The organism is Zobellella sp. DQSA1 (genome assembly GCF_041950555.1).
Taxonomy (GTDB): Bacteria; Pseudomonadota; Gammaproteobacteria; order Enterobacterales; family Aeromonadaceae; genus Oceanimonas.
In genome coordinates this window covers 4,186,612-4,201,419 of record NZ_CP169531.1, presented here as the reverse complement: position 1 = coordinate 4,201,419, position 14,808 = coordinate 4,186,612, and the positions used below count along the sequence as shown (strand labels likewise).

Sequence of the window (14,808 nt, the reverse complement as noted above, 5' to 3'; positions counted from 1 at the left end):
CCTTGACTTATGCCGGATCATCACAGCCTCATACACAGGATCCTCCACTTTATAAACAAGCTACCCACATCATGATGATGGCGTAACCGGTGAAATAAAGTGCTGCGGATCCGGTCCCTATCAACCGGCAACCAGGGTAAATCATTCCCGCAAATCAAATTTGATAATGGTTATCAATTTTATTTCATAGTAGCCTGTTAAGGCTCATCGCCGCCTTGAGCCGGCGGCGTCGCTACCTAAAACACAAGGAGAAAGGCATGAATAAGACACACTATTTGGCAGGACTCATTCTGTTTTCCGCCACCCTCCCCGCGCTGGCGGATGAATGCACCCTGACCATCGACGGCAACGATGCCATGCAGTTCGACCAGCAGGAACTGAGCGTACCCGCCAGTTGCCAGGAAGTAACCCTGACCCTGCACCACAGCGGCAACCTGGCCAAAAACATCATGGGCCACAACTGGGTACTGAGCAAAACGGCGGACATGCAGGCCATTGCCACCGACGGTATTGCCGCCGGTGCCGACAACGGCTACCTGCCGGCAGACGATGAACGTGTCCTTGCCCACACCGACATGATAGGGGGCGGCGAAAGCAGCACCATCAGCTTCAGTACCGCCAACCTGAGCAGCGCGGAAGACTACAGCTTTTTCTGCTCCTTCCCCGGCCATATCGGTGTCATGAAAGGCAGCTTCAAGATCACCGAGTAACCTTCCCAAGCGCCGCTCTGCCGGCGCTTTTTGGGTAGCGGCACCACTTTTATCCCCTGATTCCGCCCCTCAAGCCGGACAAGATCCCAGCCCAAACCCGTTCTATATTTAATCGTCGTGATATCAATAGAAGAAATTAGCGGTTTATTTCCAACCCTGATTTCCCTTAGCATCAGCGCTTTATTCTTATACTGGAGAATCCCATGTTGAAGCAGATCAAGCTGCTGGGCGCCGCCCTCGCCCTGTCCACCACCCTGGTTACCCCGGCCATGGCGACCGATCCGGTCAAAGTCGGCATGTCCGGCCGTTACTTCCCCTTCACCTTCGTGCAGCAGGACAAACTGCAGGGCTTTGAAGTCGACGTCTGGAACGAGATCGGCAAGCGCATCGAGCGGGAGGTGGAGTTTGTGACCACCAACTTCTCCGGTCTGTTCGGCATGCTGGAAACCGGTCGTATCGACACCATCTCCAACCAGATCACCGTCACCCCCGAGCGCCTGGAAAAATACGACTTTGCCGATGCTTATGTCTACGACGGTGCCCAGATAGTGGTGCGCAAGGGCAACGACAGCATTCAGGGCCTGGAAGATCTGAAGGGCAAGAAGGTGGCCGTCAACCTGGGCTCCAACTTCGAGCAACTGATGCGCAAGCACGACACCAACAACGAGATCAATGTCATCACCTACGAAACCAACCTGGAGCAGGACGTGGCCCTGGGCCGGATCGATGCCTTCGTGATGGACAGGGTCGGCTCTGCACAATTGATCAAGGAAGCCGGGTTGCCGCTGCAGCTGGCCGGCCACCCCTTCGAAACCATGGAAAACGCCTTCCCCTTCGTGAAGAAGCCGGAACAACAGGCGCTGATGGCCGAAGTGAACACCGCTCTGGCCGAGATGCGTGCCGACGGCACCCTGGCGCAGATCTCCGAAAAGTGGCTGGGCGCGGACGTCACCAGTAAATAAGCATGCAATTCGACCTCGACTATACCCTGGCGCTGTTTCCCATTCTGCTCAAGTATCTGGGCACCACCATGGAAATGGCGCTGCTGGGCTTTGTGTTCGCCCTGATCATCGCCGTGGTACTGGCGGTGGTCAGAACCTTTCAGCCGCCGGGGCTCAACGCCCTGGCCAAGCTGTTCATCTCCTTCTTCCGCGGTACCCCGCTGCTGGTACAGCTGTTCCTGCTGTACTACGGGCTGCCGCAGATTATGCCGATCTTCATCGGCATGAACGCCTTTACCGCCGCCGTCATCGGCCTGACCCTGCACTTTGCCGCCTACATGGCCGAGTCGATCCGGGCCGCCATCCTCGGTATCCACAAGAGCCAGATGGAAGCGGCCATGAGTATCGGCATGACCCGCGGCCAGGCCATGCAGCGCATCATTCTGCCCCAGGCGGCACGCATCGCCACCCCGTCGCTGATGAACTACTTCATCGACATGATCAAGAGCACCTCCCTGGCCTTCACCCTGGGTGTGGCCGAGATCATGGCGTCGGCCCAGAAGGAAGCTTCCAGCAGCTTCAAGTTCTTCGAAGCCTTTATCGCGGTGGCGCTGATCTACTGGGCGGTAGTGGTGTTCTTCACCCATTTGCAGACGCGGCTGGAGCGGCGCCTGAACTCGGCATACTAGGGGCACCATGATCAAACTGCATAACCTGACCAAGATCTACAACGGGCAGACGGTGTTGAATGGCATCGACCTGGAGATCGACAAAGGCGAGATAGTGGTGATACTGGGGCCGTCGGGCACCGGTAAATCCACCCTGCTGCGCTGCCTCAACCTGCTGGAAACCCCCGAGGCCGGCACCCTGGAGATCGACGGCTTCCGTATCGACCTGGCCAGGCACAGCGGCAAGCAGGCCATAGCGCTGCGCAAACGCACGTCTTTCGTGTTCCAGAACTACGCCCTGTTCGCCAACAAGACCGCCCGCGACAATATCGCCGAGGGGTTGATCACCGTGTGGAAGAAAACCAGGGCAGAGGCGCAGGCCGAGGCCATGCGCATCCTCGGCGATATCGGCCTGGCGGACAAGGCCGACGCCTATCCCTCCTCCCTGTCCGGCGGACAGCAGCAGCGGGTAGGTATCGGCCGGGCCATGGCCAGCCATGCCAAGGTGATGCTGTTCGACGAGCCTACCTCGGCGCTGGATCCGGAATGGGTGGATGAAGTACTGGGGCTGATGAAAAAACTGGCCCTGGCACACCAGACCATGGTGGTGGTTACCCACGAGATCGGCTTCGCCCGGGACGTGGCGGATCGGGTGATCTTCATGGACGGTGGCCGCATCGTGGAGCAGGGCCCCCCTGCAACCCTGCTGACCAATCCCCAGGATCCTCGCACCCGTGCCTTTTTGCGCAAGGTCTTGCCGAGTGCCTGAATCCGGCTGCGCTTTTGGTTGCCAAGCCCGTGGGGCCCTGTATAATCCAGGCCCCGCGATCTTTATGGATCCGGGATCGATCCGGCAAGGCCAGCATGCGGCAATGCCGTTTCGAGATTCATGCTATGTCGATTGACGCCAAGCACTTAACTGTTTAGAATTCGGCCTCTTTTGTGGGGCCGTTTCGGGTGGTGCTCAGGCGTTATCCGGCATAGCGGTCAAACTGTACAGTAAACTGACACAGCGGTAATAACTATGAAACGCACTTTTCAACCTTCAAATTTGAAGCGCAAGCGCAGCCACGGTTTCCGTGCTCGTATGGCCACTAAAAACGGCCGTAAAGTACTGGCCAGCCGCCGCGCCAAAGGTCGTGCCCGTCTGAGCGCCTAATGGCCAGGCATGCCTTTCCACGGGAGTTACGTCTGTTAACTCCCGCACAATTCAAAAACGTCTTCGACAACCCCGTCAGAGCCGCTTCTCCCCATCTCACTTTGCTTGCCAAACCCAACGAATCGGGTCACCCCCGACTGGGACTTGCCGTGCCCAAGAAAGCGCTCAAGCGAGCCGTTTGGCGCAACCGGGTCAAACGCGTGGTGCGTGAGTCTTTCCGCCTCAAGCAACACCAGCTGCCCGCCGTTGACATCGTAGTGATCGCCAAGCAAGGCATAGGGGATGTGCCCAATGACGAACTGTTCGAGCTGCTGGATAGACTATGGCGCACTCTTTCTCGCCGCTGCAATGGCTCAGCATAGGCCTTATCCGCCTTTACCAATTGGTTATCAGCCCCCTGCTCGGACCCAGGTGCCGCTTCACTCCCACCTGTTCGCAATACGCCATTGAAGCCATCCGGCTCCACGGTTTTTTAAAAGGCGGTTGGTTAACCGCCAAACGTCTATTAAAATGCCACCCTTTAGGTCCAAGCGGCCACGATCCGGTCCCGCAACCCAAGCGAAGAAACTAAACTATGGAATCTCAACGCAATATACTTCTTATCGCACTGCTGCTGGTGAGCTTCCTCATCTGGCAACAGTGGCAAACGGACAAGGCGCCCCAGCCAGAAACGGCGCAAAGTACCCAGACCAGCCTCGGCGAAGAAAGCTTCATCCCCGAGTCGGATCAGGCCAGTGGCGAAATTCCCAGCGGTGAAGCACCGGTGGCCGCCAGCCGCCGCCTGGTGACCATCGGCTCCGACTCGCTCATGCTGACCGTGGACACCCAGGGTGGCGACATAGTGCGGGCCGAACTGCTCGAGCACGACCGCACCCTGGACTCCGACGAGAAATTCGTGCTGCTGAGCAACAGCGCCAACTTCGTACACGTGGCCCAGAGCGGCCTTATCGGTCGTGACGGCCCGGATGGCCGTGCCGACGGCCGTCCCGTCTACCATGTGGAGCAGACCAGCTACCAGCTGGCGGACGGCCAGGACAGCCTGACCGTGCCCATGAGCTTCACCAACGACAACGGCGTGGTATTCACCAAGACTTTCACCCTCAAGCGCAATGAGCATGTAGTGGAAGTGGGTTACCGGATCGACAACCAGAGCGCCGAGCCGGTACAGGCCCAGCTCTATGGCCAGCTCAAGCAGAGCGAGAACGACCCCGACGCCAAGGGCAGCGGCATGTTGATGGCCGCCGCCTATCGCGGTCCCGCCTACTCCAGCAGCGAAACCCGCTACAGCAAGTATGACTTCAAGAAAGTGCGTGAAGCCAACCTGAACCAGACCACCGAAGGCGGCTGGGTCAGCATGCTGCAGCACTACTTCGTCAGTGCCTGGATCGCCCCGGAAAACGAGCAGAACCAGCTGTACACCGTGGCCCTGAACAACCTGGGCCAGGCCATCATCGGCTTCAAGGCGCCGCTGGTAACGGTAGCACCGGGCGCCGAGCAGAGCCTCTCCGCCAAACTGTGGCTGGGCCCCAAACTGCAGGACGAAATGGCCGCCGTTGCCTCCAACCTGGATCTGACCGTGGACTACGGCTGGCTGTGGTTCATCGCCCAACCGCTGTTCAAGCTGCTGCAGTTCCTGCAGAGTTTCGCCGTCAACTGGGGCCTGGCCATCATCCTCACCACCTTCGTGGTACGTGGCCTGATGTATCCGCTGACCAAGGCCCAGTACACCTCCATGGCCAAGATGCGCATGCTGCAGCCCAAGCTGGTGGCCCTGCGTGAGCGCTACGGCGACGACCGCCAGAAGATGTCCCAGGGCATGATGGAGCTGTACAAGAAGGAGAAGGTCAACCCGCTGGGCGGCTGCCTGCCCATCCTGGTACAGATGCCAATCTTCATCGCCCTGTACTGGGTACTGATGGAATCGGTGGAGCTGCGCCATGCGCCCTTCTTCCTGTGGATTGACGATCTGTCGGTGCGCGACCCCTACTTCGTGCTGCCCATCCTGATGGGCGCCAGCATGTTCGTGATCCAGAAGATGAGCCCGACCACCATCACCGACCCGATGCAGCAGAAGGTGATGCAGTTCATGCCGATCATCTTCACCTTCTTCTTCCTGTGGTTCCCCGCCGGCCTGACCCTGTACTGGCTGGTGAGCAACGTGGTCACCATAGTCCAGCAGTGGTTCATCTTCCGCCAGCTGGAGAAGAAAGGCCTGCACAGCAAGGCCGCGTCCTGAGGCCACTGGCCCGACAGACGTTAAACCAATACACTAGGCGGCCTGAAGGCCGCCTTTTTTGTTGTTGTGGAGTCATGCATGTCTAACGAAACCATCGTCGCCCAGGCCACCGCCCCCGGACGCGGCGGCGTAGGAATCATCCGGGTCTCAGGCTCCCGGGCCGAGGCCGTAGCCCAGGCCGTGCTCGGCAAGGTGCCCAGGGTGCGCCATGCCGACTACCTGCCGTTCCAGGACGAGCAGGGCCAGGTGCTGGACCAGGGCATCGCCCTGCTGTTCAAGGGCCCCCACAGCTTCACCGGCGAAGACGTACTCGAACTGCAGGGCCACGGCGGCCCCGTGGTGCTGGACATGCTGGTGCGCCGCATCCTGGCCCTGCCCGGCCTGCGTCCGGCCCGGGCCGGCGAGTTCAGCGAACGCGCCTTCCTCAACGACAAGCTGGACCTGGCCCAGGCCGAGGCCATCGCGGATTTGATCGAAGCCTCCAGCGAGCAGGCCGCCCGCTCGGCGCTGCACTCGCTGCAGGGCGAATTCTCGGCCCATATCCACGGCCTGGTGGACGCACTGATTAACCTGCGCATCTACGTGGAAGCGGCCATCGACTTTCCCGACGAGGAGGTGGACTTCCTCTCCGACGGCAAGATCGCCGGCGAGCTGTACGGCATCATGGACCGGCTGGCCGAGGTGCGCCGCCAGGCCCGCCAGGGCGCCATCATGCGCGAAGGCATGAAGGTGGTGATCGCCGGCCGGCCCAACGCCGGCAAGTCCAGCCTGCTCAACGCCCTGGCCGGCAAGGAGTCGGCCATCGTCACCGACATCGCCGGCACCACCCGCGACGTGCTGCGGGAGTACATCCATATCGACGGCATGCCGCTGCACGTCATCGACACCGCCGGCCTGCGCGAGGCCACCGACGCGGTGGAGCGCATCGGCATCGAGCGGGCCTGGAGCGAAATCGAGCAGGCCGACCGCATCCTGTTCATGGTGGACGGCACCACCACCAACGCCCTGCACCCGCGCGAAATCTGGCCCGACTTCGTCGACCGCCTGCCCGCCCACATCGGGCTGACGGTGGTGCGCAACAAGGCGGATCTGAGCGGCGAGGCGCTTACCGTGGTGAGCGACGGCGAACACCCGGTCTACCCCATTTCCGCCAAGACCGGCCTCGGCATCGACGCCCTCAAGGAACACCTCAAGGCCTGCATGGGCTACCAGAGCGGCACCGAGGGCGGCTTCAGCGCCCGCCGCCGCCACCTGGACGCCCTGCACCACGCCGACCAGCACCTGATCATGGCCAAAGAGCAGCTCGAGGTGTACATGGCCGGTGAACTGGTGGCGGAAGAGTTGCGCCTGGCCCAGGAGCAGCTCGGCCAGATCACCGGCGCATTCAGCTCCGACGACCTGCTGGGACGAATTTTTTCGAGCTTCTGTATCGGCAAGTAATGTGGTGAAAAATCAGCAATAAAAAGCAGCCAGTGAGAACATAAAATATTGTAAATATTGGACTTTGTTTTTTACTGGCTGTTCTTGCCTGATCTTGTTTCGTGAGAATTTACCCCGAGAGTACCCCGAAGTAACCTCTCGGGGGACACTCATGAAGATCAGCATCGAAATCCGCGAACCAGACGCCGAAGGCAAGCGCGCGCTGCGCTTAACCTACTACGCCGGCTCCTACCTTGATCCCGCCACGGGCATCCGCAAGCACAAACGCAGCAGAGAGGCCCTGGATCTCTTCCTGTACGACAAGCCGCGTACCCCGGCACAGAGGCTCCACAACAAAGAAACCCAGCGGGCAGCCGGAGCCATCCGCGCCAAGCGGCTATTCGAATACGAGACCGGCAAACACCACCTGGATTTCTCGAATGCCCATAAGGCCAGCTTCTTCGAGTACTTCCAGGAAGTGACCGACCAAAAGGCGGCAGGCAGCAAGAGCAACCACTCCATCTGGGTGTCTACCCTCAAGCATTTGCGCCAGTTCCATAAACTGCCGGAGCTGACTTTCGAGGAGGTAGATCAGCTGTTCCTGGAGGGGTTTCGGCACTACCTGATGCACAAAGCTCGCACCAAAAGCAACACACCACTGAGCCGCAACACCCAGAGCGCCTATTTCAACAAGTTAAGAGCTGCCCTGAACCAGGCAGAGCAGGAGCGGCTGCTACCAGATAATCCGGTACGACGTGTCAAAGCTATCCAGGGGGAGAAGAACAAGCGCGTTTACCTGACCGAAGACGAAGTACGGGCCCTGGCCCAGGCCGAGTGCCGCTACGAGGTTCTTAAGCGCGCCTTTCTGTTCTCCTGCTGCACTGGCTTGCGCTGGTCCGACATTCATAAGCTAACTTGGGCTGAGCTGGAGCCTTTCTATGGTCACTACTGTATCGTCTTCACCCAGAAGAAGGCCAGCGGCCTGCAATACCTGGATCTGAATGACATGGCGATGCAGCTGATGGGGCGCCCAGGCAAGGTAATAGAGCGCATCTTCAAGGGGTTGAAATACTCGGCTTGGCACAACATGGAGCTCACCCGCTGGGCACTACAGGCGGGTATACCCTTTTAACACCATTAGCCCACTCAAACAGTACCAACAGGTGGCTTTTTGATCGCTCGCGCAATCCTCAACGGGCGAGCTCACCCAAAAGCGACTTTTGGGTTGGGTATCAGTTGAACCGCTACCCTCTATGGCAGGTAACAGCGAAATTACACGCCATAACGTATATAAACAGTTTCACACTCTATAGCGTGTAAAATTTGATTTACCTGCTTAAGCGTGTAAATTGGAGACATTCAGTTAACAGGGTGCCGTGACATGAAGATCACCAATGCCAAGCAGCTCAGCGCCTACCTGCGAGATGTGCGTCTATCTGAAGATCTTTCCCAAGGAAAAGTGGCTAACAAGGTGGGGATCCGCCAGGACACTGTATCCAACTTTGAGCTCCAGCCGGGAACTACAAAGCTGGAAACCTTCTTCAAGATCCTGTCAGCACTGAATCTGGAGCTGGAAGTGAAACCCAAAGGCAGCCAAGGCAGCGACACCCAAAGCCCTGATAGCTGGAAAGAGGAGTGGTAATGGCTGACCTGGATGTCTACATGAATGGCTATAAGGTGGGTGTTTTCAGCCGTGCTGGCACCGGCGCCCATGCATTCCAATACGCTGATACCTGGCTTCATCAGCCTGGAAGCCGCCCCATATCTCTCTCCATGCCCTTGCGGCGACAGCCTTATCGAGGTGATGAAGCCTACAACTTCTTCGATAACCTGTTACCAGACAATCCGGAGATCAGAAGCCGAATCCTCGCCCGCTATCACGCCGACTCAACCCAGCCCTTCGACCTTTTGGCCCGGATCGGCGCAGACACCGTAGGGGCGCTACAGCTTCTACCCAAAGGTGCCGCGCCGGGTGACATTCGCACCATCGACTATAAAGCGCTGTCTGACCAAGAGCTAGCCAAGATACTCACCGGCTACAAGGCTGGCGCCCCTTTGGGCATGATTGAGGACATTGAGGACTTTCGTATCTCCTTGGCAGGAGCCCAGGAAAAAACCGCACTGCTGTTCAAAGACGGCCGCTGGTGCCAACCCAAAGGCACCACGCCCACAACCCATATCCTCAAGTTGCCTATCGGCAAGATAGAGAGCCACTCATACAACCTCGATTTGTCAGACAGCGTCGAAAACGAATTTCTCTGCACCCTGCTGGCAAAAGAGTTCGGTTTACCGGTCCCTCATTGCTTTATGGTGCGCTTTGATGACATCAAAGCCTTGGCCGTGGAACGTTTTGACCGCCGGTATGCCTCGGACGGTAGTTGGATAATGCGGCTGCCCCAGGAAGATTTTTGCCAAGTGCTGAATGTTCCGTCAGCACGGAAATACGAAAACCAGGGTGGCCCTGGGATCAGCGAGATAATGCACTACCTGCTGGGATCAGCCAACGCAGAGCAGGATCGCTACCACTTCATGAAGGCACAAGTATTGTTCTGGCTGCTAGCAGCAACCGATGGCCACGCCAAGAACTTTTCAGTGTTCATTGAGCCACAAGGGCGTTTTCGCCTGACACCTTTTTACGACATCCTGTCTGTCTACCCGGTGTTTGGCGGCCGAGGCCTCAACCGAAGGGACGCCAAGCTCGCTATGGGCCTGACAAGCAGCAAGGGTAAGAAGTACGCCATTGAGCAGATATTCCCACGCCACTTCTTCCAAACGGCCAAAGCAGTGGGATTCGAGCGCTCCGCCATGGAAGGGATCCTGACAGAACTGGCAGGCGCCGTTGATGCCGTTATTGAGCGCGTGACAACACAGCTACCTAGAGACTTTCCTACCACCATTCGCGACGCCATTATCAGTGGCCTAAAGGCCCGCTCGGCGCGTCTGACAATGGGCTGGGATTAAATGCCGCATATGGGGCAGCTGCACGCATACCTTGGGCTGATATCTGGGAACCTTGCACTGTTCGACGCGTAAAAGCAGTTTACCTGGTACCAAGCTCAAAATATGTTCACCCCCCCCCAAAAAAAGCGGTTTTGATTGCGTGAGATGACCTCTCACAGCTTCATATGGGTGGACTGCACGATCGAGGATGGACTATATGGGAACGCTGCACGGTAACGGAAACCCCGTGATCGACCTCTCAAGATACTGTTTTAGTTACCTTTACCCCGGGAGGCCCCCGAAAAGTCACTAACCTATTGAATAAAAAGATATCTTTACATTCTGTATCGGCAAGTGAACAAGAGAATACCCAACCTGGCTGCCTGTTTATATCAGGGTATGCAGCCACCGCTGAAAATACCCCTGAGAACTGCTCTGCCCGAACGCTTTGGGTGCCAGCAGATAATAACCGCTGCCGTCGGCACGAAACCCGAATGGCGCGGCCAGGATGCCGCTGTTGATATCGTCGCATACCAGCGACCAGGGCCCGATGGCGACGCCAATGCCCGCTATCGCCGCCTGCAGGCTGAAATAGAAATGCTCGAATACCTGCTCGGGCGCCTCGTCGCTATCTTCGCCAATGTCCCGCCACCAGTTCGCCCAAGCCTCGGGACGGGTGCGGGAATGGAGGCGAGTGATATCCGGACGAAGAGATGCTGATCCGCCTTCATCCTTCCGGATGAAATCCGCTATCCGATCGGCTCGGCACACGGGGCCGGTACGTTCGTCAAACAGCCGCACCGCATGGTAGTGGGCTGGCCAGTCGAAATCGTTGCGTCTTATGGCCAGGTCGATGCCACTGTCGAACCCGATGGGACCGCCACCGGCCACCAGCTGTACCGATACATCGGGATGCAGCACCTGGAACTGCGGCAGGCGCGGGATAAGCCAGCGCATCAGCAAAGTGGGTTCGCAAGAGATGGTCAGCGGCCTGTTCTGCCCCCACTCGCGCAGTTCCCGCGTGGTCGCGGCAATCACGCCGAATCCCTGCCGCACCGCCTCGGCCAGCTTGCGACCGGCGTCGGTCAAAAACACCCGTCGCCCCCTCCGCTCGAACAGGGCCACGCCCAGTTCGTCCTCCAGCAGCCGCACCGCCCGGCTGATGGCGCCATGGGTCAGGTTCAACCGGTCGGCGGCGCGGCTGAAGCTCTCGGTGCCGGCCGCCGCCTCGAAACAACGCAACGCGGCCAAAGAGGGCAGCCTGGCACCCTTGTTCTGTGAATTTTGCTCACAATATATGTCAGCATTCATCGTTTTTATTATCCCACTCCATCAAATATATTCTGGATATTAGTTGAATCCACCGGGGATAAACATGACCGAGATGATAGCTGTGATCACAATAACCATGCTGGCGGTGATAAGCCCGGGGCCGGACTTCGCCCTGGTATCGCGCAACAGCCTGCTGCTTTCGCGCCGGGCCGGCGTGCTGACCGCCGTCGGCATCGGCGCGGGCGTGCTGGTACACCTGACCTACACCCTGCTCGGCGTGGGCCTGTTGATGACCCAGTCGATCTGGCTGTTCAACCTGCTAAAACTGGCCGGTGCCGCCTATCTGATCTGGCTTGGCATCAGGATGCTGAGAAGCACCCCTAGGGATGATGGGAGCGGCGGCGTGGTAGCGACGCTGTCGGATCTGGGCGCGTTTCGGGCCGGATTCCTGACCAATGCACTCAACCCCAAGACCACCATCTTTGTCGTCAGCCTGTTCATGCAGGTGGTACAACCGGGCACGCCGCTGGCCGTGCAGCTCGGCTATGGCGCCTTTATTTCGCTGGCCCATCTGCTCTGGTTTTCCCTGGTGGCCCTGCTCTTCTCGGCCGGCCCGGTGCGCTCCCGCATGATGGCGCTGCGCCACTGGGTCGATCGGGTGTTCGGCGTGCTGCTGGTCGGCTTCGGCGCCTTGCTGGCCTCCCCCAGTCTGTCGCGCTAACCCCATCATCCCCGGCCCGTGCCGGCCACACGGGCACGCTTCTCTCCCACACCACGTCACCGCGCCCCCACCCTTGGCGAGATCACAACTTTCGGCAATTTTTTGTTCGGCGCTCGAATAATGTCATCTTGCTGCGTTACAGTCGTGCTCCCAGCCACTCAATTTCAAACCCCAGAGAATTTCTCCGCCGTGAGCACACACAACCATTTCCGCCTGCTGGAACAATACCAGCAATACGAGTCCGTCATTCACAGCCTGATGGAGTCGATCATGACCAGCCTGAACGGGCTGGAACTGTTGCAGAGCGAACCAGCCCAGCAGCAGACCATCAATTACCTCAGCCGGGCCTACCCCTTCATCGAACTGCTCTACAGCCTGGACGGCAACGGCATCCAGCTGACGAACTCCGCCTACAGCCCCACCATGAGCGAGCGCAAGCGCCGCTCGCTGGGCAAGGGCAGCGACCGCAGCCAGCGCCCCTATGTCCAGGCCGCCAGGCAGAGCACCAACGCCGTGGTGGTCACCAGCCCCTACCTGTCCAACGCCACCCACCAGCTGGCGATCTCGGTGGTGCAACACCTGGTGGACGAGCAGGGCCGGGATCGCGGCTACCTGGTGATCAACTTCAACCTGCGCCGCTTGATCTCCTACCTCAACGGCGACGAGATGCGCTTTCGTTGCCACCACTACTTCCAGTGGATCTACGGCCTGATCGGCGGCCTGCTGATCGTGGTGGCGGCCCTGTTGCTGTATTCGGCGCTGGAATCCCTGTTCTCGCTGTTCGACGAAGACAACCATGTGGCCACCGGGGCCTTCGGCATCGTCATCCTGATCACCCTGGGCATGTCGATTTTCGATCTGGGCAAGACCATCCTCGAGGAGGAGGTGCTGGTGAACAAGGACATCCACCACCACGACTCGACCCGGCGCACCATCTCCCGCTTTATGGCGGCCATTATCATCGCGGTATCCATCGAAGCCTTGCTGCTGATGTTCAAGTCGCTGCTCGACGGCGGCGATGTCGGCAACCAGCTGATCAACGCGGTCTGGATGCTGATGGCGGCGGTGGCCATGCTGGCCGGCCTGGGGGTCTACCTCAAGCTGAGCCGGGACAGCCAACCGCAGACTAGCGACCGGATAAGCGCTACCAACACACCACCAGGCTGAATAACGGCTCCGACGCCAGGCGCCAAGATCCCAGGCCGCCGGCGTCGATCGTCCCTATCCGGAGCCGTGATGCTCCTGGCTATCGTCCGGTGCCTGCTCCCTGTCGTTCATACCGTAGTCGCGCACCACCTCCGCCACCCTCAGCCGGTAATTGGCAAATACCCGGCGCCGGCCTTCAACCTGGGCCGCCCGATGTTGCTCCAGCCGGCGCCACTGGCCGACCGCCTCCTCATCACGCCAGAACGACAGAGACAACAGCTTGCCAGGCTGGCTCAGGCTCTGGAAACGCTCGATGGAGATAAAACCGTCCACCTGTTCGAGCACGGGCCTGAGCTCGGCGGCAAGGGAAAGGTAGCGCTCCCGGGCACCGTCGGCGGGTTCGACTTCGAAAATCACGGCAATCATGGCGTACTCTCCATCAAAAAAATTCCGGTACCCGCACATTGAGCGAGCGGCGCCAGCGGTATCTGGCCAGCATCCGCGGGTCGAGCCCGGATTGCTGCAGGTAATCGCCCCCGGAAACGGCAATAACGCGTGCCCAGCGGGCCCCGGGACAGGCATGGGGCCCTTGGCCAAATGCCAGGTTCCGCCCTTCGGCGGCCAGTACCGCCAGTACCGTATCGCCTCTCTGCAGCGGGCAACCGGCTACTCTGGCATCCCTTGCCACGAAGCGCCGGGTATTCTGAATGGGCGGCATGTCATCCAGTACGGCCTCGACCAACCTGGCGCCGTCCCATCCCGCCTTCTTGCCGGCCAGTATCAGCGCCTGCCCCAGCAATCCGGCGCAGCCCTCGCAAGCCTGAAACAGCAAGCCGACCGCATTGGCTACCAACAGCGAATCGGCCAAGCCGGCCCGTTCGAATTCGGCGCACAGCCGTCCCAACAGCGGCCCCGGCTTCATTAATCGCTCACGAACACGCTGCTCGAGCCGGGCCGCGGCCCGGGCTCCGGCCGCAATTTCTTCCTCGCTGCCGCCGGGCGCAATGCAGCGCACCAGCGCCAGTACCTCGTCGGCCAGGGCAGGCCAGTGGTCCCGTGGAATACCGAACCCCTGCGCCAGCACCAGGCCCGGCAGGGCATAGTTGAAACGGGTCACCGCCGCGCCGCTCCAGGCGGTGGCCGGGATAAGCAACGCCGCCACCGCCCTGGTGTTCCGGCGGATGTCTTGCTCGTCGATGCTATCGAGCGCCGTTCGAATGGCCGCTTTCAGGGGGCCGTGCGCGGGGCCGTCGGTCATCCGCACCAGAGCCGCGAAGAGGGCACCGGCAGGAGTATCTTGCAACGGCCCCGGCACCGGCTCGGTCTCGGGGCGCACCAACAGCGCCGGATGGGACAGGACTTCGCCCACGGCGGGCACGGAAGCGGCCACCCAGCATGCCAACGCCGCATCGAAATATGGCGATCGCGCGGCCAGTCGGGCGTAATAGGCTCGCGGCTCCTCGTGAGTGGCGGCGGCAACCGGGTCGTTGGGCGGATGCGGGCGGTCGGTATTCATGGCGGTCTCTCTTTCAGGGTCAAGCCGTTAAAATAAAGCTGCTCTCGCCCCCATGCTTCGCTTATCATCGAAGCATGGAC

17 protein-coding genes are annotated in these 14,808 nt (G+C 59.7%); 14 read left to right on the top strand and 3 right to left on the bottom strand.

The annotated features are described in order from the left end of the window. Positions 1-257 precede the first annotated feature (257 nt). The 12 genes from azu (at position 258) to ACEVBK_RS19865 (ending at position 10,094) form a co-directional block, all read left to right on the top strand. Entirely contained in the window at positions 258-710 is a 453-nt protein-coding gene (gene azu, locus ACEVBK_RS19920) for an azurin (RefSeq protein WP_375056605.1), read from the top strand. A gap of 203 nt (positions 711-913) precedes the next feature. Beyond that, entirely contained in the window at positions 914-1,672 is a 759-nt protein-coding gene (locus ACEVBK_RS19915) for an amino acid ABC transporter substrate-binding protein (protein ID WP_375056604.1), read from the top strand. A gap of 2 nt (positions 1,673-1,674) precedes the next feature. Continuing rightward, positions 1,675-2,340 (top strand): amino acid ABC transporter permease, encoded by a 666-nt coding sequence (locus ACEVBK_RS19910; RefSeq protein ID WP_375056603.1) that lies wholly within the window; start codon positions 1,675-1,677, stop codon positions 2,338-2,340. Between the two features lie 7 nt (positions 2,341-2,347). After that, positions 2,348-3,088, top strand: a complete 741-nt coding sequence (locus tag ACEVBK_RS19905; protein ID WP_375056602.1) for an amino acid ABC transporter ATP-binding protein — start codon at positions 2,348-2,350, stop codon at positions 3,086-3,088. A 255-nt stretch (positions 3,089-3,343) separates the two neighbouring features. Further along, positions 3,344-3,478 carry a 50S ribosomal protein L34 gene (rpmH, locus tag ACEVBK_RS19900; RefSeq protein WP_082633349.1) on the top strand — a complete coding sequence of 45 codons (135 nt, stop codon included), beginning with the start codon at positions 3,344-3,346 and terminating at the stop codon, positions 3,476-3,478. Further along, complete coding sequence (gene rnpA / locus ACEVBK_RS19895; protein ID WP_375056601.1) at positions 3,478-3,840, top strand: ribonuclease P protein component; 363 nt, start codon at positions 3,478-3,480, stop codon at positions 3,838-3,840. The genes rpmH and rnpA overlap by 1 nt, the downstream gene beginning before the upstream one ends. After that, on the top strand, positions 3,801-4,049 hold the full coding sequence (yidD, locus tag ACEVBK_RS19890) for a membrane protein insertion efficiency factor YidD (protein ID WP_375056600.1): 249 nt from the start codon (positions 3,801-3,803) through the stop codon (positions 4,047-4,049). The genes rnpA and yidD overlap by 40 nt, the downstream gene beginning before the upstream one ends. A 3-nt stretch (positions 4,050-4,052) precedes the next feature. Further along, positions 4,053-5,714 carry a membrane protein insertase YidC gene (gene yidC, locus ACEVBK_RS19885; protein WP_375056599.1) on the top strand — a complete coding sequence of 554 codons (1,662 nt, stop codon included), beginning with the start codon at positions 4,053-4,055 and terminating at the stop codon, positions 5,712-5,714. Between the two features lie 78 nt (positions 5,715-5,792). After that, the gene (gene mnmE, locus ACEVBK_RS19880; RefSeq protein ID WP_375056598.1) at positions 5,793-7,154 is read left to right on the top strand and encodes a tRNA uridine-5-carboxymethylaminomethyl(34) synthesis GTPase MnmE; all 1,362 of its coding nucleotides are present in this window, start codon (positions 5,793-5,795) and stop codon (positions 7,152-7,154) included. Between the two features lie 151 nt (positions 7,155-7,305). Beyond that, the gene (locus tag ACEVBK_RS19875; RefSeq protein ID WP_375056597.1) at positions 7,306-8,265 is read left to right on the top strand and encodes a site-specific integrase; all 960 of its coding nucleotides are present in this window, start codon (positions 7,306-7,308) and stop codon (positions 8,263-8,265) included. 249 nt (positions 8,266-8,514) lie between these two features. Beyond that, the gene (locus tag ACEVBK_RS19870) at positions 8,515-8,775 is read left to right on the top strand and encodes a helix-turn-helix domain-containing protein (protein WP_375056596.1); all 261 of its coding nucleotides are present in this window, start codon (positions 8,515-8,517) and stop codon (positions 8,773-8,775) included. Continuing rightward, a complete protein-coding gene (locus tag ACEVBK_RS19865) occupies positions 8,775-10,094 on the top strand; it encodes a type II toxin-antitoxin system HipA family toxin (RefSeq protein WP_375056595.1) in 1,320 nt (439 codons plus the stop codon). Before ACEVBK_RS19870 ends, ACEVBK_RS19865 begins: the two co-directional genes overlap by 1 nt. A 366-nt stretch (positions 10,095-10,460) precedes the next feature. Here the strand turns inward: ACEVBK_RS19865 and ACEVBK_RS19860 are convergent, their stop codons facing one another. Beyond that, positions 10,461-11,384, bottom strand: a complete 924-nt coding sequence (locus ACEVBK_RS19860; RefSeq protein ID WP_375056594.1) for a LysR family transcriptional regulator — start codon at positions 11,382-11,384, stop codon at positions 10,461-10,463. 64 nt (positions 11,385-11,448) lie between these two features. Here ACEVBK_RS19860 and ACEVBK_RS19855 point away from each other — a divergent pair, with 64 nt between their 5' ends. Next, a complete protein-coding gene (locus tag ACEVBK_RS19855) occupies positions 11,449-12,066 on the top strand; it encodes a LysE family transporter (RefSeq protein WP_375056593.1) in 618 nt (205 codons plus the stop codon). 189 nt (positions 12,067-12,255) lie between these two features. After that, positions 12,256-13,233, top strand: coding sequence for a cache domain-containing protein (locus ACEVBK_RS19850; protein WP_375056592.1), 978 nt, complete (start codon positions 12,256-12,258; stop codon positions 13,231-13,233). Positions 13,234-13,287: 54 nt separating this feature from the next. Here the strand turns inward: ACEVBK_RS19850 and ACEVBK_RS19845 are convergent, their stop codons facing one another. Together ACEVBK_RS19845 and ACEVBK_RS19840 are read right to left on the bottom strand one after the other, a co-directional pair. Then, entirely contained in the window at positions 13,288-13,638 is a 351-nt protein-coding gene (locus tag ACEVBK_RS19845; protein ID WP_375056591.1) for an antibiotic biosynthesis monooxygenase family protein, read from the bottom strand. Between the two features lie 13 nt (positions 13,639-13,651). Next, positions 13,652-14,728, bottom strand: coding sequence for a hypothetical protein (locus ACEVBK_RS19840; RefSeq protein WP_375056590.1), 1,077 nt, complete (start codon positions 14,726-14,728; stop codon positions 13,652-13,654). Positions 14,729-14,808 lie beyond the last annotated feature (80 nt).